The following is an 18,783-nucleotide window of genomic DNA, read 5'->3' as shown; positions in this document are numbered from 1 at the left end:
ATCAGTTGTTCAGTGGTCATTCGTCATTCCTCATTCTGGTTTGATTCGTTTCACTCGGCTCGTCATTCCGCGTCACCCCCCAATCAGTTCCTCCAGATCCCCGTCGGTCAGGCCTTCCATCATCGGGGTCTGGTCATTGAGGGCGGCTTCGACGAGGCCGCGTTTTTGGGCCTGGAGTTTGAGGATGCGCTCCTCCACGGTGCCACGGATGGCGAGGCGGTAGGCGTTGACGACTTTCTGCTGGCCGATGCGGTGGGCGCGGTCGATGGCCTGGGCTTCGACGGCGGGGTTCCACCAGGGATCGGCGAGGATGACGTTGTCGGCGGCGGTGAGGTTGAGGCCGTAGCCGCCGGCTTTGAGGCTGATGAGGAAGATGCGGCAGGCGGGGTCCTTCTGGAAGCGTGCCACCTGGGCGGGGCGGTCCTGACTGCTGCCATCGAGGTAGGCGTGGTCGAGTTTTTCGGCCTTCAGATGGTCACGCATGAGGCGTAAAAATTGCACGAACTGGCTGAAAACGAGCAGCTTGCCACCGGATTCGAGAACGGATTCGATCTGGCCCAGCAGGGCAGGCCACTTGCCGGAGAGGTCGTCCTGATCGAGGCCTTTGAGGGCGTCTGGCTGAACGCCAGTGAGGCGGAGGTCGCAGCAGACCTGACGGAGGCGCAGCAGGACGGTGAACATGGTCATCTTGGCCCCGTTCTGGCCGGAGCGGCGGCGGGCGGCTTTGATCTCCTCGCGGCCTTCCTCCAGGATCTTGCGGTAGAACTCGCTCTGAGCCGCGCTGGGGGTGCACCACAGCACCTGCTCGATCTTCTCGGGAAGGTCTTTGAGCACCTGGCGTTTGGTGCGGCGGAGGAAGAAGGGCTGGGTGAGTTTCTGAAGGCGGTGGGCGGCGGCCCGGCCCGCAGGCAGGTCGAGGCCAGACTGAATGGGGCTCTCGAAGCGTTCCTTGAAGGAGCTTTGATTGCCGAGGTAGCCCGGCAGGGTGAACTGGAAGATGGACCACAAATCCCGCACACCATTCTCCAGCGGGGTGCCGGTGAGGGCGATGCGGCCTGCGGAGTGGAGGCCGCGGAGGGTCTTGGCGGCATCGGTGTCCGGGTTTCGAATGAAGCTGGCTTCGTCGAGAAGAAGTAAGCCAAACTTAATAGTTTGATAATACTTAATATCTCTGACGATCAATTGATAAGAGGTCAATATTACGTCGTGAGCAGAGATCGTGCTGAGAGCCTTTTCGCGGCCTGCGCCTTGGACTAGGAGCACCTTCAAGGTGGGGGCGAAGCGCTCGAACTCGGCCTGCCAGTTGGAGAGGAGGGACTTGAGGCAGACCACCAGCACGGGGCCGCTTTGGTCGCCTTTCCGCTGTTTGAGGAAGAGGGCCAGTGCGATGCTCTGGACGGTTTTACCCAAACCCATCTCATCGGCCAGGATGCCGCCCCGGCCGCGCAGGATGCGGGAGGTCATCCAGCAGACACCTTCCATCTGATAGGGACGGAGCAACCCGGCGAGGTCGCCGATTTCCGTATGAACCTCGCTTGCAGTAACTTTAATATCGTTACATTCATCCACATCGCCATGGCCAAAGTACGAAGCATGCGCCCCGTGGACGCGGGCCCCTTCAGGGGTGAGTTCGAGAGGGACATCACGCAGGGATTCCTCCAGGTCGTCGACGGCGGCGATGTCGAGAATGTAACGCCTGCCATTGGCTCCTTGGACGGAGCGCTGGCCGGAACGGACGAGGCGGAGTACCTCGGCGCGGGGGAGGCGGAAGCCGTCGGAGGACTCGTAGGCGAACTCCATGCTGAGCCAGTCGCCCCCGCCGCGGCTGCCCTGCCCGTCCGGCAGGACGAAGCGGGTTTTCGGGGCGATGCGCTGAATTCCCCGGGTGGCGGAGCGCCAGCGTTCGGCCTCTGTGATGGTGGCTAGGTCACGGAGCAGGGGTAGCTCGGAGGCGTAGAAACGGAGGACGTTTTCGCTGCCTTGAAGACGCCAGGATGAGCCTTCGGGTTTGAAATTCAGGGCCTCCAAACGGCGTAAAAGGCGGAATTCAGCCTCTACATTTTGAACGTAAAATATAAAGTCACTTAATTCATCTTGAATAGGAAATATCGAACCAATATCACTTTCGTATCGGACTGGCCAGCGATGAGATTTGTAACGGGCGAAGAGTTTCGCATCTACCGCCTGCAACGAGCCATCGAGCTGAATTTCGAATTCGCAGGGGACGGGGGCAACGTGGAATTTCTTAAGTCCATCCCCCCGAAGTTCAACTTGGAAGCATTCTGCCAGGGCCTCCCCCTGCTCTGCCAGCCAGCGGAGGGGTTTATTAACGGGGGCCCGGCTCAACTCCCCGGCCAGGGTGGTCAGGCTGGGGCTGTCTGAAAGGTGGCGGAAGAGGGAGGCTGTTTCCTGGCAGATCCACCATGGCCCGGAGACATGGCGCTGATGGGCGCCTTCCAGGGAGAGGCGCAGGGTTTGAGGACCGGTGGACTCGACGATCAGGGGCAGCCGCACCCGCTCGGGGGCCACATGGAGGGGGCGTTCCTGACCGTTCGGCTTGCCGACAAACACGCGGGGGTGGTCCGCCAGGGTTTGGAGGAAGGTGTTGATGTTTTCGCCCTTGAGGGAGATGGGCAGGCTCTGCGGCTGCTTGATGCCCTGACCGGCCAGCCAGGCGGCGAACAGGGATGACTCTCCCTCGCCCCCGGGCTCGAATTTGACGAAGACGCCGAAGGGCTCGCGGAGCTGGCCTTGGAGGAGCGGATCGGGGAGGTAGAGGGAGTAGCGGCCGGGGACTTTGAGGGGGACCGGGGTGGCTTTAGCCGGACCGGGACTTCCAGAACTAGAGCCGCCTAAAGGCGGGACTACATTACCTGATCCACCGGCGGGACGAGGTCTGGTGGTGCCGTTTTGCTCGCGGACATGGGCCAGGGCGACGGCGAGGGCGTGCTCGCACATCATGCCGGTGCGGCGGGAGTGGGGGCAGGTGCAGAGGTTTTCCACATCGGAGGCGGTGCGGATGCGGAGGCCGGTGGTGAACTTCATCTTTCCAGAGCCGGCGGTGCCGCGGATGATGCCATCGCTGCTGCTGGTGACGGCGGCCAGACCGGCGTCCACCAGCGAGCGGGCGGACTTCATCACCGCCCAACCGCCGATTTCTGCGAGCCATTTCTCTGTGATTTCCATTTCGTGCTGGCGTGTCCCATGGTTTATCTGCAAAGTCCAGCGTCAATTGCCTATGAGGATCGTCGCCATTTCCAACCAGAAAGGCGGAGTCGGTAAAACGACGACCGCTTTGAATCTTGCTGCATGCCTCACCCAACGCGGGGTGCGGGTGCTGCTGGTCGATCTTGACCCGCAGGCGAACGCGACCAGCGGACTGGGACTGGCGCAGGAAGACGGGGGCAGCCTTTATTCGGCGCTGGTGGAGGGTACGGACCCACGCCTGGCCATCCGCAGCACCCGCCTGCCGAACCTGTCCATCATCCGCTCCCATCAGGAGCTGGCGGGATGTGAAATCGAACTGGCGCAGGCTGGGAACCACCTGGCCCGTCTGCGGGATGTGCTGGCCCCGCTGCGTGACTCCGGCCATTTCGACTACGCCATTCTGGACACCCCGCCCTCCCTGGGCGTGCTGATGACGGGCGCCCTGGCGGCGGCGGACGAGCTGCTGGTGCCCATCCAGTGCGAGTACTTCGGCCTCGAAGGACTTTCCAAAATCGTCAATGTGGTGCAGCAGATCCGCGACTGCGGGGCGAACCCCAACCTGCTGCTCGAAGGCATCGTTATGACGATGTATGACAGCCGCGCCAATCTGGCGAACCAGGTGGTCAATGATGTGCGCAATTACTTTGCCGAGACCTGCTACCAGACGCTGATCCCGCGCACCGTGCGCCTGGGAGAGGCGCCGAGCTTTGGCAAAAGCATCATCGAATACGAGCCCTCCGGACGCGGAGCCCAGGCCTACCGGGCCCTGGCAGATGAGTTTTTGGCCCGCCGCGCCGCGGCCCAAGTGCCGGCGGTGGCCGCTGCCTAACCCGGGAATGGTTGCCACGCAGGCTCCCGCGTACAGCCTGAGCGGAGGTGGAGCTGCCGTCAATCACGCGCTCCTTGCCAATTTTAACGAGGGCGCTTAAATAATGCTGAATGCCTGACGTCGCCAAGCCAGCCAAAGAACGGGCGAAACAAGCTGCCTGCACGCCAAGTCTGACCAGCATCGAAGAGCACTACAAGCTGCTCAGTTGTCTGCTGGACTACATTCCTGACCGCATTTACTTCAAGGACAAGCAGGGGGCATTCGTGCTGGTGAGCCGCTCGGAGGCCAGCTACCTGGGGGCTGCGGAGCCGGCGGAGGTGATCGGCAAAACGGACTTCGACTACTTCGAGCATTCGCTGGCGCAGGCGGCCTGGGAAGATGAGCAGGAGCTGATGCGAGTGGGGCAGTCCATCAGTGGCAAGGAGGAAAAAAAGCTGCTGCTGGACGGCCGCACGGGCTGGGCGCTGGTGACGAAGATTCCGCTGCGTGATGCGGATGGCAGCATCATCGGCACCTGCGGAATTTCCAAGGACATCACCGCGCTGAAGGAGAGCGAGGAGGCGCTGTACCGGGCCAACATTGCTCTGGCCTCCCAGAAGGCACTGCTGGAGCAGTCGATGGCGGAGCTGCAGCAGACGAAGCTGCAACTGCAGCAGCAGCTCTCCCTGCGAGAGCGGGTGGAGGATGAACTGGTGCGGGCAAAGCGCGAGGCGGAGGAGGCCAGCAGCGGGCTGGGGCCGTTTTTCCAGGTGTCGCTGGACATGCTCTGCATCGCGGGCATGGACGGGTATTTCAAGCGGATCAACCCCGCGTTTTGCACCACGCTGGGCTACACGGAAAAGGAGATGCTGGGCAAGCCGTTCCTGCATTTTGTACACCTGGAGGACCGGGCCAAAACGGTGGCCGCCATGGAGCAGCTGGCCGCAGGGCAGAACCTGGTGAATTTCATCAACCGCTACCAGCATCAGGACGGCAGCTATCTGTGGATCGAATGGACGGCGGCGCCGAATGCCGGCCAATCGGCCATCTACGCGGCGGCGCGCAACATCACCCAGCGCATTCGCAGCGAAGACGAGCTGCGCATGGCGCGTGAAGCGGCCGAGACCGCGAACCGTGCCAAGAGCACCTTCCTGGCAAACATGAGCCATGAAATCCGCACGCCGATGAACGGCATCATCGGCCTGACCGAACTGCTGCTGAACACGCGGGTGACGACGGATCAAAGAGGCTACCTGAACCTGGTGCGGCAGTCGGCCGACTCCCTGATGACGGTGCTCAACGACATCCTGGATTTCTCCAAGATCGAGGCGGGCAAAATGGACCTGGACCGGCACGAGTTTGACCTGCGCGACGCCATCGGTGACACGCTGCAGACGCTGGCGGTGCGCTCGGCGGAGAAAGAGATCGAACTGGCCTACCTGGTGAGGCCGGAAGTGCCGGACTGCCTGATCGGCGACGTGACCCGCCTGCGGCAGATCATCATGAATCTGGTAGGAAATGCCATCAAGTTCACCCCGCGGGGAGAGATCGTGGTGGAGCTGCGGGTGGAAAGCCTCACCCAGGAGCAGGTGTCCCTGCATGTGCTGGTGTCAGACACCGGCATCGGCATTGCCAAAGACAAGCAGGCGCAGGTGTTTGAGTCCTTCACCCAGGCGGAAAGCTCCACCACGCGCCATTTTGGCGGCACGGGACTGGGGCTGGCCATCTCCAAACAACTGGTGGAGCTCATGAAGGGGCGCATGTGGCTGGACAGCGAGCCTGGCAAAGGCAGCACCTTCCATTTCACGGCGCTCTTTGACCTGGGCTCGCAGAAACCGAGCGCCGCACGGCTGCTGCCGGAAAAACTGCAGGACTTCGGAGTGCTGGTGGTGGATGACAATGCGACGAACCGCATGATCCTGGCGGAAATGCTCAAGGCCTGGGAGCTGCGGCCCCTGCTGGCCAGCAGCGGGGAGGAGGCGCTGGACATTCTGGAGGAACTGCGGGCCACGGGCACACCGATACCCCTCATGCTGCTGGACTACATGATGCCGGACATGGACGGAGCGGAAGTTTGCCGCGAGGTCAGCCGGCGGTTTGGCAGCAGCGCCCCCAAAATTTTGATTCTCTCCTCGGGAGGCAGTCTCAGCGGGCAGGTCGATGATGAAGACCTGGGTTATGAGCGCTGCCTGACCAAGCCGGTGAAGCACTCGGATCTTTTCGATGCGATCACCCGCGTGATGGGCGGCGTGATCGCCGATGACCGGAGCGTGATCTCCCAGGAAACGACCGGACGGGAGGAAGGGGTGACGATGAAACTGCTGCTGGTGGAGGACGGGCGGGTAAACCAACTGGTGGCCATCAAGCTGCTGGAAGACCGGGGGCATCAGGTGACGCTGGCGAACAACGGGCGCGAGGCTCTCGCCATCCTGGCCACTCAGACCTTTGACGCGATCCTCATGGACGTCCAGATGCCGGAGATGAACGGGCTGGAGGCCACGATGGCGATCCGCCAGCATGAGGCTGGCAGCGGCAGGCATGTGCCGATCATCGCCATGACTGCGAATGCGATGAAAGGCGACCGCGAGCAATGCATCGCCGCTGGAATGGACGACTACATCGCCAAGCCAATTCATTCCACGCAGCTCTACCCCCTGCTGGAAAAATATGCCAGCCCCAACCAGACGCCGCAGGATGAACTTCTGCCCTATGGCGAGGACTGTGACGCAGCGGTGTTCGACGCGGCCACTTTTACCGAGAACATTGGCGACGCCCCGCTCATGATGGAGCTGATCCGGCTGTTTTGCGCGGAGTCCCAGCCGATGCTGGGCAACGCCTGCCTGGCGCTGCACAACCTGGATGGCGAGGCACTGCACCACGCCGCGCATTCCCTTAAAGGGCTGGTGGGCAACTACGCCGCCACGCCGGCCTTCAACGCCGTGTCCGCCCTCACGCAATGCACGCGCGATGGCAACCTGCTGCAGGCAGGCAAGCTCCTGGCCGTGGTGACGGAGGAAGTGGCGAGGCTGAGGGAGGCGCTGCTGGAGTTTGAGCGGGAGCTGGAGTGAAGAGGAGCGTGATTAAAGCGTCGATAACACGTCATTATTGAGGCTTGCTCAACAGGCTGACACTCGTGGCAAGGCTGCTCCGACTGGAGCCGGGGCGTGGTGTGTGGCGGAGGCACAAGCTCTCCCGCGGCGAAATAGCCGGGAGACGCTTCTGGAAGACGGGGCGCGTGAAGCAGATGATGGGTTCGCTTCCCGGACTGGCTGCCAAGACCCAGGGGAGCACTCGCTGAGGCTCGGCACCCCTGGGCTGTATTCCGGAAGGCCGTTGGCCTTCAAGGCAAAGCAGTCAGTCAATTATGCAATCCTCAATAAAGCATTTAAATTATTTCGTGTCCTACAAATCCAGGATAGCCAACACGATCTTCCCTCTCCCCCGCCCATAAAAAATGACAAGCACGAATGGCACTCGGTTAGGGACGTGTATCGTGGACTTTGAAGACTGTTAGGAAGAAACGCGACAGCGTCTTGGAGTGCGGTGACAGAGATGCACGGCGCAAGCCCGCATCGACGGCACCGCTTTCGCAGGGGGGGTGTCGAGTGTTTTCAGGTCTTTCCACGCCGTCCGGCCTGCGAAAAGCGGCGTGGCGCTACGCTTCCCGCACGCACTCCAAGACGCTGTCGCGGCTGGCATGCGCCCCTGTGCGCCAGAACACCAAAAACCGCGAGGACACGCCTTAACCGAGTGCCATTCATGACAAGCACCCAAATTTTCTCTTCGGGGAGAGGGGTGGCTCGACGGCTTTGAAAGCATAAGGCCGCCCCCTCACCCTAACCTTTGACTTCGTCTATCTCCGCTGCGCTACGTTCCCCCAACACGCTCGGGGAGACGTCTTGCCCTCGAGGGGGAGAGGGGATTCGCTTTGGGCACATGCTTCAGCAAGACCTGCAATCGGACACGAAATAATTTAAAATGCTCTATAAAACTCATTTCCGTTGCGCGGGCTGTTTCTTGATCGCGGATCATGGGCTTCGACGGCGGCTGGCTGAGGACAGCCAGCCCTACCTGCGCTGGGCACTCGCATGCCTGCAGCGAGGCAGGGAGGCTGGTCCTCCAGCCTCCGCCGAACGTCTCCACGCGCCGCTGAACGCCGCTGACCGGAAATCCGGTTTGGAAAACGCTATAAAGCGTTGACATAGCAAACCGAAAAACTCATTTCCGGAATAGCCGGTGCTGCGGCGAGGGAGGCCGATGTAGATCGGTGCTCCGATACCGATTCGGTGCCGACGCGGCATCGGAATACCGCGCTACAACACGCTGCACAGCATCAGCACGCACATGCCGGAAATAAGATTTGGAAAACGCTATAACACGGCATCGAACTGGCTTTGGCTTTCTAGCCAGCCAGGGCCTGCACCGCCTCCTCCACCCAGCCGGGATCGGGCAGGGCGAAGGGGCGGAAGGTTTCGAGGCGGGATTCGTGCTCGCTGTAAAAGAGAGCGCGGTGGAGGCCGAGGGTGCTGGCCTTGGGGGAGTCGATGAGGCTGGCGGAGTCGTTGGCGCTCATCTGGAAGAGGACGCGCATGCCGAGCTCGCTGACGGCCTTGCGGCTGAGGGAGCGGTTGAGGTTGTTGAGCGTGTCCAGGCTGGTGATGAGATGAACGCCGAGGGGCGGGCCTTCGGAGATGATCTCGTTGAGCTGGTTGCCGGGTTTCGGGGCGTCGTCGCCACCGAAGGAGAAATCCTCCTCATAGCGCAGCTTGCGGAACTTTTGGAGACCATGGACAAAGAGGTAGATGGGCGGATCTCCCGCGCTGCCTTCGTCGCTACGGCGTTTCATTTCGGCGTGGATTTCCGAGATGAACTCCGGCGCCTCGTGCCCCTGCGAAATCTGAGCGCGTCCATTCGCGGCGTTTTCAAGGAACTCATAGTCTGGCGCGCCGGAAAGTGCGCTGTGAATGAGGTAAAACTTTGGCTGCTCCGCGCGCGGATGCTGCGCGGCGAGGGCGAGGATGCCCAGGCCCATGATGGCGGCGACGGCCTCGTCATTCTGACCGACGAGCAGCAGATGGCGGCCGCTCTGGCGTGGAAAGAGGGCTTCCGTGGGGCCTTTGATGGCATTGGGCATGCCGAGCCAGCATTTGGGATCTGGCGGAGCTTTCAGCGGCGGAGTGAACAATGCGGCGGCGAGGAGGGTGTTGTCGCGCACGTCGGCGGGCATGTTGCCTTCAAAGACGATGGGGCGATGAGACGCGAAGCCGCGCTCGTTCGAAATCTGGGAGACTTTGAGGAGGTTGGCATCGCGCTCCTCATCGGTGAGCCAGACGACCTGGAAGGGGCTGTTGCCTTCGATGGCGCCGGCGGCGTCATTGTAGATGCCTTCACCGGGCCGCGAGAGGAGGCGCGGCGCGGTGTTGGTGTCGTCCATGATCAGGGCGGCGTCAGATTCATTGCACTGCAGGGCGATGCGAATGACCATCTGCCCGAGCGTGGTGCGCGCGAGGGTGTAGGCACCACCCAAAGTCTGCGAACCGAGGAAGACGTGAATGCCGAAGGCGCGGCCCTGGCGCACGACGCGGTCCAGCAGCAGGGCGGCTCCCTGCGCCACGGAATCATCTTCGGTGAAGTACTCCTGGAACTCATCGATGATGAGCATGGCGCGGGGCATGGGCTCGCCGGTGGCGCGCTTGTAGCCGGCGAGATCCTGCGCGCCGGCCTTGCGGAAGAGCTCGCCGCGGCGGCGCAGCTCCTCATCCAGGCGCTGGAGAACGCTGAGGGCGAACTCGCGGTCGCTCTCGATGGCGATGACCTTGGCGTGCGGCAGCTTGACATCCGCATAGCATTTGAACTCGACGCCTTTTTTGAAGTCGATGAGATAGAACTCCACCTCGTCCGGACTGCAGGTGAGGGCGAGATTGGTGATGATGATGTGGAGGAGCGTGGATTTGCCGGAGCCCGTTTTACCCGCAAGCAGCGCGTGCTGCCTGGTCCCCTTCCCGATGGCGAGGTATTGCAGCTTGGTGGCGCCGGTGCGGCCGATGGCAATGCGCAACTCATTGGTGGTGCTTTCCGACCAGAGCTCTTTGGGCGTGACGACGCTGAAGGGCACCTGCACGCGGTTCGAATCAATGCCAGCCTGGCCGATCTGGTGCGCGAGATCGGCGGCAAGGGAGTCAGGCGGCGGCGCATCCAGCTCCAGGGTGCGGATATTGCTGAAGCTGACCACGCCTTTCTCGCGCACGATGCGGAGGCAGTGCTTGCGCAGGTCCTCGGCGCTGAGGCCTTCCGGCAGGGGCTGGCGGCGGTCCCAGTGAATGAGCACAAAGACGCCGCAGCGAGCGCCGCTCATGACGATGCTCTTCAGGCGCGCCATGGAAGATTCATTGAACCCAGTGGGCAGCCCGGCGATGACGAGGAAGTGGTATTTCTCCGCCACACTTCCGGCCTGCTCATTGTACTCGGTGATGGTGGCGTACTCATTGCGCAGGTACATCTGGATGACCTTCTCGACGTGCTCATTGAGCTCGATGAGGCGCTCCTCAATCTGCTCGCGCTGGGTCCAGATGCGGCGGTTGATGAGGGCGGGCTCGTAATCCGCCAGATGCATGAGGCCGGCGAAATTCTGCCCGAGGCCGACGGCATCGATGATGGTGAAATGCACCTTTCCGGGAGGGGCCTGGGTGAAGAGGCGGAAGATGACGTTGTTCATCACATCGGCGACCCATTTGCCACCGTCATCATCGGTCTCGATCAGAAGAGAGCCCTCCTGCGGGAAGGCCAGCGCCAGGGGCAGGGAGACGCGCTCATGACCGCCGAGATTGAAGGGGGCCTCCTTGGCCAGCAGGGCGGCCGGAGCGCTGAAATCAAGTCCGAGCTGCCCGAGGCGCACGGCCTCCGGGAACCTGCCCTGCGGCTGATAGGCGGTGCTCCAGCCGGAGAGCTGGGCTGCGGGATCCTGCCGGACCTCGTCCACGGCGGCGAGCAGCGGCGGGATTTTCTGATTCCACTCTCCCTGCAGCGCGGCCCAGCGCTGCTGGGCGGCCGCGTGCATGCCGTGCATGGCGGCCTCATGCTGCTCAATGAGCTGCCGCCGATGCTCTTTGAGGGGACCGCTCACCTGCGCGAGGGCCTCTGCTTTTTGCATCTCGAAGCTTTCCAGATTGCGGTGCAGCAGGCGTTCATTGCGCGCGAGGCAGGCGGGAATCTGAACGGCGAGGCGCTTCGTCATGGCCTTCCGGAACTTCTCCGCCACCTCTTCGGTGCGGTTCCAGTCTGCGGTGACCTGCGCGTCCGTGTGCTCAAAGTCCGCCTGCAACTGCGCCGCGGCGGCGTCGCTGGCGGCGTGCAGTTCCTGCAGGCAGGTTTCGTAATCGAGCACTGCCAGGCTGAGCTCCTGCGAGTCCACCCGCGGCTTGGAAAACATTTTGAACATGCCTGAGGTGGCGCCGGCTGCGAGCTGCTCTTCGAGGTGCTGCGCGTGGCCTTCGATCTCCTGAATGCGGCCGGGGATGTCTGACAGTGTGAGGGCGGGATTTGGCGCGGGTGCGGTTTTGCGCCCGAGGCGCTCGCCGGTGGCCTTCACGACCACCAGCAGGCGGTCTTTGGCGGCGGTGAGGCGCTCCAGCAAACCACTTGTGGTGTGCTCAAGCTGCTGCAGGCCGCGTTTGCGCACGGAGTCCGCATGGACGCGGCGCATCTGCTGGCGGCCAAGCCAGCGCTCGCGCTCCTTCTGGGTCATGGCGGGGAGGTCGCGGCGGATGCGGTCCTCGTAGCGTTTGAAGGAGGTCCTGCGGACATCGTGCCGGGCATGGATGGTCTTCACAAACTCGTCCCACTGGGCCGCGACCTCGCTGACGGTGGCGTTATGCTGCTTGTCGAAGGTCTCCAGGTGCTGGAGGTGATTCTGCTCGGAGGTGTAGCGCTTGGAGCGAGTCTCCCGGGAGATCTGCTCGCTGCGCGAGGCGAAGTCGCCGATGGTGTCGCGCAGCGAATTGTACAAAGAAACGATACGCGAAGCGCGGAGGTCAGGGGAGCTGTTCACAGTCTTTGCGGATCTTGCGGAGCAGGGTTTCGAGTTCGCCGATCATGGTGTTGGTCTTGGACATGAGAGCGGGCAGCGGCTCCAGATAGGTTTTTTCAAAGTCCAGCGCCTTGGCATCGCGCCAGTGGGCCTTGGTGGCATGCCAGTGGACGGAGAGGTCACGGGCGTTTTGGGTGAGATTCATGCGGGAAGTGGAAAAGAGAGGCCTGAGGGGCAGGCGTTCAGGAGGGAGAACTCGCCGGAGGGGCGGGAGTTTCATTGTAAGCCTGGAGAATTTTTTGAATTTCGACGAGGTAAGCCTGGGCTTTGGCGAGATCTCCGTCAATGACATCGCGCAGGCCTTCGATCTTGCGTGCGAGAGGGTCGACGGCGCGGTCAAAGTCCCGCCCCCAGGCCTTGGTGCGCTGGGCCTTGGCCTGCGCCTCCTCCAGGGCGGCGGTGGCTTTGCGCACGGCCGCCTTCTGAATGGAGGCGGCCTCCACAAAGTCAGACATGCGCGCGGTCGTGAGCTCCGCCTGCGCCTGGTCGAGCTTTCTCTGCAGCAGGCGTATCTGCTGCTGCCAGTAGGCGGGCTGCTCGGTCTGCAGCCAGGCGCGGGTTCTTTTCACCTCATCTTGTATGGCGTCGAGGGTCTGCCGGGTCTTGCTGATGAAGACGCTGAGGGCAACGCGAAACGCCTCGATGGAGTCGAGATTGGAAATGCGTGCCTGGTCAGCCATGAAGAAAGTTTTCGGTTCGCGGTTCTCGGTTCGCGGTTCTATGGCGCCGATCAGCGCTGGGCGAGGTATTCTTCGATGCGCTGGGCTTTGCGCAGGAGGAAGGGGGTGTGCTGCTCGGACATCTCCATGAAGCGCTTGATGGCTTTCATGGTGGTGTTGAACTCGGCGGCAAATTTTTCGTGCTCTGCGTCCTGCCAGGTCTCGCCGAGGGAGGTGAAGCGGCTCTGCAGGGAGGCGGCGCGCTGGACCATTTCCGTATTGAAACGTTTCAATTCCTGCGCAAAGCGCCGGACCTCCTCGGGATTCATGATTGCCTGGGCCATGAAGCCATGATGAAGGGCGAATGCCGGTTGACGAGTGGTTTTGCGGCGAATTTGTTCGGCGGAACGCTTATCCCCGGGACCGGCCACGCGCAGGCGTGGGTGCGGAAAAAAGCTCGACATGGCGGGAGGCGGAGGCTTAAAATTCCTTGTTCCCAATGGAATCATCGCGATGCGGCACCTCCTGCCATCACTCCGGCATTCATTGCGATGAAGTTCTTCAACTACGACACCGCCAGCGCCTTTGACCGCCCTTCCGTGCAGGGCTGGATGGTGGTCTTTGTATGCGGATTTCTCACCGTGTGCATCATCGGCCCGGTGCTGGGCATGGCCCTGTGGCTGTTTGCGATGCTCCTGAAACTGCTGCATGTGCTGCCGGCGGCGGCGTGGGATGTGCCGCTGCATTCCGCCATCCGGGTCATCCTGCAGGTGGCCGCGGTGTTTGGAGCCCTGCTGGCGACCGTGATGATGCTGGAGCTGAAGCGTCGGAAGCGCCAGGAGGCTCGCATTGCAGGGCATCACCCCATCATAGGCGATTTCGAACATTCGCCTTTTTACAAGACGTGGTATGCGAGACCGGTGCTGCCTACCGGCAAGACGGTGAGGCTGAGCGCCTACGGCAGCAGCCCCTCCGAAGCGCAGGCCACGCAGTGGCAGCAGTTCATCGCACGCTATGACGAGCTCATGAGCGCCAGCACGGAGTCTCTGCTGAACGAGCCGCATCCGATGGAGGGGTGTGAGGCCATCACGCTCACGCCAGGAGGCATCACGCTGACGCCGGACGGGAGGATGCATGTGGGGTTTGAGCTGGCTACGGTGCCGGAGGACTTTTGGAAATCAGAAGCCGAGGAGCCCTACCCAACGGCCAGTTTCACGGCGGAGCTGAAGCTCAAGAGCACGGAGTGGCTCACGCCCTATGGCTAGTCCACATAGAGCAGCGCATTGGAGCTGAGCAGCGCGTGGCAGAGGGCGGTGAGGCCGAGGAAGGCGGGGTCTCCGGGAGTCTTGGACGGCACGCCGAGCTGGACCTCCAGCGGAGTGGGGTTCGCCTTGTAGAATTCTGTCTGCGCCTGGATGAACTCGACGCTCTGCTGCACATCGGATTCGGAAGGAGCCTTGCCGCTCACGAGCCGGAAGGCGTAGCGCACCTGGTCGGCCACGTCCTTGCCGCCTTCAGCCTGGAGGCGCTGGGCGAACTGCTGGGCATGCACGCGCATGGTGGTGCTGTTCATCAGCAGCAGGCTCTGCGGGCTGACGGTGGTGACGGTGCGCGCGTCACAGTTTGGCTCCATGATGGGAGCGTCAAAGGTGGCGAACATTTCGAGCTGCCGCGAGCGGCGGGCCTGCACGTAAATGCTGCGGCGGAACTCGTCGCCATTGAGCGGGACGACTTTGCCAGAGGGACGGCCGGCGGTGTCGGTGGTGTCGATGCCAATGACCACCTGCCCTTCCTCATTGAACATGACGGGAACAGGAGTGCCGCCGACCTTGGGATTGAGCTTGCCGCTGACCGCCAGCAGGCTGTCGCGCAGGATTTCAGCCTCCAGGCGGCGCACGCTCATGCGGCTGAGGTAGGAATTGTCGGGGTCGATGCGGTCACGGGTGGCATCGCGCGTGGAGGCCTGGCGGTAGGTGCGCGAGGTCATGATCTGGCGGTGTAGCTGCTTGAGGCTCCAGCCGCGGGCCATGAAGTCGGTGGCGAGCCAGTCGAGCAGTTCGGGGTGGGTGGGCTTGCTGCCGAGCTGGCCGAAGTCCCCTGCACTGGCCACGATGCCTTTGCCAAAGTGGTGCATCCACACGCGGTTCACCATCACGCGGGCCACCAGCGGGTGCTTGCCATCAGTGAGTTCATTGGCCAGGGCGAGGCGGCGGCCGGTGGTGGGCAGCGCGGCATTTTTCTCGGGAATTTCGATTTTGCGGAAGGCGGCGAGGACAGTGAGGTCGCTGGGCTTCACCTGCTCTTTGGGCTGGTCAAACTGGCCGCGATTGAAGATGAAGGTCGCGGGGATGGCCTCGGGCTTCTTGGGGAGCTCGGTGAAGGCGTGGAGGAACTCCTGCTTGGGCTTGGTGGCGCGGACGGCGGCGGCATCGTCCACCATTTTCTTCAATTCAGCGGCGTGCTTGGTTTTATAGGTGGTGTCGTAGAGGTAGAGCGAGCCGGCGCTGAGCTGGTTCACGCGCGGCCAGGCTTTGAGGAGCTTGGTCTGGTCTGCGGTGCGCTTTTTCACCTCGGTGCGGTAGGCGGTGCGCAGGGCCTCACGATCCTTTTCGGGGGCCTTGGCCAGCTCCTTCTCCAGCACTTCCGTGATGAACTCCTCGCCTTTGGCGAGACGCGCGGCGTCGATCTTCTTGGCCTCGACTTCGATCTTCGCGGCCTCTGCGGCTTCTTTCTCCGTCTGCAGGGAGACGAGGCGGCCGGCGGGGCTGCGCCAGGCCTTGGTATCGAAGCCCGGCTCAAAGACGGCGCGCAGGCGGTAGTAGTCGGCCTGCGAGATGGGATCGTAACGATGATCGTGGCATTGGGCGCAGCCAATGGTGAGACCGTAGAGGGAGGTGCCCACCATTTTGAGCGTGTCGGCGATGTTGGCGTTTCGCGTGGCGAGATCGCTCGTTTCTCCGGTGCCATTGGGGGACATGCGCAGGAAGCCGGTGGCGGCGAGTTTCTCGATGGCGTCTGGAGAGAGGTCCTTATATGGCTGCGGCACCATTTCATCGCCGGCAAGCTGCTCGCGGATGAACTGGTCAAAGGGCTTGTCCTTGTTGAGCGCGTTGATGACGTAGTCGCGGTACTTCCAGGCCCAGGGACGCTCCAGATCCTTTTCGCCGAAGCCTTCGCTGTCGGCATAGCCCGCGGCATCCAGCCAGTGGCGGCCCCAGCGTTCGCCGTAGTGCGGGGAGGACAGCAGGCGGTCCACGAGATGCTGGATGCTGGTCTCTGGGTTCTTGATGTAGGCGGCGACAAAGTCATCGACCTCCTGGGGTGTGGGCGGCAGGCCGATGAGGTCGAAGCTGGCGCGACGAATGAAGGTGACGGGATCGGCTTCGGGGGAGAAGGAGAGTCCTTTCTCCTTCAGCTTGGCGGCGATGAAGGCGTCGATGCCGAGTTTGGAATTGGCCGACTGGGGAAGACTGGGGGCTTTGGGATGGGTGATCGGCTGCAGTGACCACCAGGCGCGCTCTTCATCGGTGAAAGCATGCTCGGGCCCGAGCTTTTCGGGTTCAGGACGCGCCGTCTTCGCGCCCTGGGCCACCCAGGCTTCGAGCGTGGCGATGTCCTGATCTTTGAGCTTGGTTTTGCCTTTCGGCATTTCGCCCTTTTTGATGAGGTCGATGAGGTGGCTTTCGGCCACCTTGCCGGGAACGATCACGGGGCCGTCCTTGCCGCCTTTGAGAATGAAACGCGCCAGACGCACATCGAGCCCGCCTTTCATTTCGCCGTCCTCGCCATGGCACTGAAAGCAGTGGGTTTTGAGGATGGGACGCACGTCTTTTTCAAACATCACCGGAACCGCAGCCCATGAGGGGACGGTGGTCAGCAAGGCGTAACTGATGATGAGTGGGGAGCGAATCATGTTGCGGCTGAGGGAAATACGAAGCGTGTGCCAGCGCTCTTGCATCGGCCAGGGCAGCGGGTTTGATGCCAGCTCCGAGGGGGAATGAGGAATGTTTGACCGAGATCGTCGGCAGACCTTTACTTCCCGGCCACCGCGTCATCCACGGCGCCATCGAGGACGTCGCAGGCTTCGAGGAGGGCTTCTTCGGTGACGGTGAGAGGGGGGCAGATTTTGACGGTCTGGCCCCAGGCGCCGACGGGAGCGAAGAGAAGCAGGCCGCGCTGGTAGCAGAGCTCAATGATGCGGTGCGCGAGGTCGTGGTTCGGCTCCTTCTTGTTTGGCATGATGATCTGCATGCCGGCAACGAGTCCGGCGCAGGTCACATTGCCGACGACGCTGGGGTGGCGCTTCTGGATGGCCTTGCAGCGCTCCAGCAGGATGGGGCCGAGACGGGCGGCGTTGCCAGTGAGGTCTTCGTCGAGCAGCTTGCGGATGTTGGCCACGGCGGCGGCGCAGCAGACAGGGTTGCCCGTGTGCGTGCTGGTCATGCTGCCCGGGGGGAACTGGTCCATGATCTCCACGCGGCCGATGACGGCGCTGAGCGGCATGCCGCTGCTGATGCCTTTGCCGCAGCAGATGATGTCCGGATTGACGCCGTAGTGCTCGAAGGCCCAGAACTTGCCGGTGCGGCCAAAGCCGGCCTGCACTTCGTCGAAGGTGAGCACGACCTTGTGCTCATCGCACCAGGCGCGGAGTTTTTGGATGTATTCCACAGGGGCGAAGTCGGGCCCCACGCCCTGATAGCTTTCGATGATGACGCCGGCGATGTTGTCTCCGGTCAGGCCTTTGTCGGCGATGGTTTTGAGGAAGCTGTCGAAGCTGGTGTCCTCCGTCCAGTAGCCGTCCGGGAAGGGCGCATTGAGGATGGCCGGATCTTCATTCACGATCCACGATTTCTGCCCCGCCATGCCGCCGGCCTGCTGGCTGGCGAGCGTGCGGCCGTGGAATCCGCGGGTGAAACCGACGATGCCGATCTTCCCCTTCCCGCCAACTTTGATGCCGTGCGAGCGGCTGAGCTTGATGGCGCACTCGGTGGCCTCGCTGCCGGTGCTGAGGAGGAAAACTTTCTTCAATCCTTCCGGCGAGACCGAGGCGATGAGCTCGGCGGCTTCGGCGCGCTCCTCGCTGGGGAAGACGTAGTTGTGAATGAGGCCGCTCTGGATCTGCTCGATCATGGCCTTGCAGATTTCCGGCGCGGCGTGGCCTGCATTGGTCACCAGCACGCCGCTGCTCCAGTCGAGCCACTTGTTGCCGTATTTGTCGAAGATGTGGATGTCGAGGGCCTTGTCCCACACGATGGGGGGCATGCCGCGCATGGACTGGGGCTCAAAGTGACGCAGCTTCTCCAAAGTCGGGAGGGAGTCCGGGTGCGGCAGCGGGGTGCAGATGCGGCGGTACTTGGTTTCGACGTGTGGAACAGTCTGTGGAGTGATGCTGAATTCTTTGCCCATGGAAACGATGATGCACGGGACTGCATTCTGCTGCTACTCTCTTTGCAGCAACTCGCGGTATTTTTGTGCGCATACGAATTATCTCGCTGGCAATATGATTGTGATGAGGCGATCCTGAAAGCAGGCGGCGCGCTGTGTGGTTCACGGATTCTCCGCGCTCTTCTGCGCCCGCAGCACGCCCCGGCTGTCGTCGGGCCAATAGGCGCCGTCCTCGATCCATTCGCGCAGCATGCCGATCTGATCGTCCGTCAGGCTCACCTCGGTGCGCGGCATCATTTTGGGATGAGTGCCGCCACGCTGCACGGCGCTGACGAGCAGGCTGCAGTCCGGGTCTTCCGGCAGAATGTAGTCGCGCCCGCTGGCACTGCGTTTGAGAGCGGCGGCCCTTGTGGTGAGATTGAGAGAGGGCGGCGGTAGACTGCCATTGTGGCAGCGCAGACAGTGCTGCTGCAGCACGGGTTTCACTTCCGTGAGGAAATAGTGCTCCCGCTGGCTGCGGCTGGCCGGCCAGAGCGAGCAGGCGGTGGCGATGAAAAGAAGGGGGAGAAAGCGTAGAATCATGGTGCGAGCATAACCACCCACGCGGAACCGGACTACGCCCCCCTTGTGCAAAGCTG

At 62.4% G+C, this 18,783-nt stretch carries 11 protein-coding genes; 3 read left to right on the top strand and 8 right to left on the bottom strand.

Annotated features, from left to right (window positions below):
• Positions 1-72: 72 nt before the first annotated feature.
• On the bottom strand, positions 73-3,138 hold the full coding sequence (locus ACILSQ_RS20720) for an SNF2-related protein (RefSeq protein WP_395745565.1): 3,066 nt from the start codon (positions 3,136-3,138) through the stop codon (positions 73-75).
• Between the two features lie 100 nt (positions 3,139-3,238).
• On the opposite strand from ACILSQ_RS20720, the gene ACILSQ_RS20715 reads away from it, so the two are divergent.
• On the top strand, positions 3,239-4,036 hold the full coding sequence (locus ACILSQ_RS20715) for a ParA family protein (protein WP_395745564.1): 798 nt from the start codon (positions 3,239-3,241) through the stop codon (positions 4,034-4,036).
• Positions 4,037-4,146: 110 nt separating this feature from the next.
• A complete protein-coding gene (locus ACILSQ_RS20710) occupies positions 4,147-7,083 on the top strand; it encodes a response regulator (protein WP_395745563.1) in 2,937 nt (978 codons plus the stop codon).
• Positions 7,084-8,417: 1,334 nt separating this feature from the next.
• Here the strand turns inward: ACILSQ_RS20710 and ACILSQ_RS20705 are convergent.
• Genes ACILSQ_RS20705 through ACILSQ_RS20690 form a run of 4 tightly spaced genes read right to left on the bottom strand, consistent with a single transcriptional unit; the run spans position 8,418 to position 13,104 of the window.
• A complete protein-coding gene (locus ACILSQ_RS20705) occupies positions 8,418-12,062 on the bottom strand; it encodes an FtsK/SpoIIIE domain-containing protein (RefSeq protein WP_395745562.1) in 3,645 nt (1,214 codons plus the stop codon).
• The gene (locus ACILSQ_RS20700; RefSeq protein WP_395745561.1) at positions 12,046-12,246 is read right to left on the bottom strand and encodes a hypothetical protein; all 201 of its coding nucleotides are present in this window, start codon (positions 12,244-12,246) and stop codon (positions 12,046-12,048) included. The genes ACILSQ_RS20705 and ACILSQ_RS20700 overlap by 17 nt, the downstream gene beginning before the upstream one ends.
• Before the next feature lie 37 nt (positions 12,247-12,283).
• Positions 12,284-12,781: a hypothetical protein gene (locus ACILSQ_RS20695; RefSeq protein WP_395745560.1), complete on the bottom strand. Its 498-nt coding sequence runs from the start codon at positions 12,779-12,781 to the stop codon at positions 12,284-12,286.
• Positions 12,782-12,831: 50 nt separating this feature from the next.
• Positions 12,832-13,104, bottom strand: a complete 273-nt coding sequence (locus ACILSQ_RS20690; RefSeq protein WP_395745559.1) for a WXG100 family type VII secretion target — start codon at positions 13,102-13,104, stop codon at positions 12,832-12,834.
• Positions 13,105-13,311: 207 nt separating this feature from the next.
• Between ACILSQ_RS20690 and ACILSQ_RS20685 the strand changes: the two genes are divergently transcribed.
• Positions 13,312-14,025, top strand: a complete 714-nt coding sequence (locus ACILSQ_RS20685) for a hypothetical protein (protein ID WP_395745558.1) — start codon at positions 13,312-13,314, stop codon at positions 14,023-14,025.
• On the opposite strand, the gene ACILSQ_RS20680 is transcribed toward ACILSQ_RS20685, so the two are convergent.
• The 3 genes from ACILSQ_RS20680 to ACILSQ_RS20670 all read right to left on the bottom strand — a co-directional run bounded on the left by ACILSQ_RS20680 (position 14,022) and on the right by ACILSQ_RS20670 (position 18,727).
• On the bottom strand, positions 14,022-16,673 hold the full coding sequence (locus ACILSQ_RS20680; protein ID WP_395745557.1) for a PSD1 and planctomycete cytochrome C domain-containing protein: 2,652 nt from the start codon (positions 16,671-16,673) through the stop codon (positions 14,022-14,024). The genes ACILSQ_RS20685 and ACILSQ_RS20680 overlap by 4 nt on opposite strands.
• Before the next feature lie 119 nt (positions 16,674-16,792).
• Positions 16,793-18,166, bottom strand: a complete 1,374-nt coding sequence (locus tag ACILSQ_RS20675) for an aspartate aminotransferase family protein (RefSeq protein WP_395745556.1) — start codon at positions 18,164-18,166, stop codon at positions 16,793-16,795.
• Between the two features lie 141 nt (positions 18,167-18,307).
• The gene (locus ACILSQ_RS20670; protein WP_395745555.1) at positions 18,308-18,727 is read right to left on the bottom strand and encodes a c-type cytochrome domain-containing protein; all 420 of its coding nucleotides are present in this window, start codon (positions 18,725-18,727) and stop codon (positions 18,308-18,310) included.
• Between the last annotated feature and the right edge of the window lie 56 nt (positions 18,728-18,783).

This window comes from Prosthecobacter sp. (assembly GCF_044227185.1).
GTDB lineage: Bacteria > Verrucomicrobiota > Verrucomicrobiia > Verrucomicrobiales > Verrucomicrobiaceae > Prosthecobacter.
Note: the sequence above shows the minus strand (reverse complement) of the source record. Positions and strands in the feature narration are given on the sequence as shown.

Excerpts from the sequence above, each read along its gene's own strand:
- ACILSQ_RS20720 (WP_395745565.1), bottom strand. The coding sequence starts at position 3,138 with ATGAAGTCCGCCCGCTCGCTGGTGGACGCCGGTCTGGCCGCCGTCACC.
- ACILSQ_RS20715 (WP_395745564.1), top strand. The coding sequence starts at position 3,239 with ATGAGGATCGTCGCCATTTCCAACCAGAAAGGCGGAGTCGGTAAAACG.
- ACILSQ_RS20710 (WP_395745563.1), top strand. The coding sequence starts at position 4,147 with ATGCCTGACGTCGCCAAGCCAGCCAAAGAACGGGCGAAACAAGCTGCC.
- ACILSQ_RS20700 (WP_395745561.1), bottom strand. The coding sequence starts at position 12,246 with ATGAATCTCACCCAAAACGCCCGTGACCTCTCCGTCCACTGGCATGCC.
- ACILSQ_RS20695 (WP_395745560.1), bottom strand. The coding sequence starts at position 12,781 with ATGGCTGACCAGGCACGCATTTCCAATCTCGACTCCATCGAGGCGTTT.
- ACILSQ_RS20690 (WP_395745559.1), bottom strand. The coding sequence starts at position 13,104 with ATGGCCCAGGCAATCATGAATCCCGAGGAGGTCCGGCGCTTTGCGCAG.
- ACILSQ_RS20685 (WP_395745558.1), top strand. The coding sequence starts at position 13,312 with ATGAAGTTCTTCAACTACGACACCGCCAGCGCCTTTGACCGCCCTTCC.
- ACILSQ_RS20680 (WP_395745557.1), bottom strand. The coding sequence starts at position 16,673 with ATGATTCGCTCCCCACTCATCATCAGTTACGCCTTGCTGACCACCGTC.
- ACILSQ_RS20675 (WP_395745556.1), bottom strand. The coding sequence starts at position 18,166 with ATGGGCAAAGAATTCAGCATCACTCCACAGACTGTTCCACACGTCGAA.
- ACILSQ_RS20670 (WP_395745555.1), bottom strand. The coding sequence starts at position 18,727 with ATGATTCTACGCTTTCTCCCCCTTCTTTTCATCGCCACCGCCTGCTCG.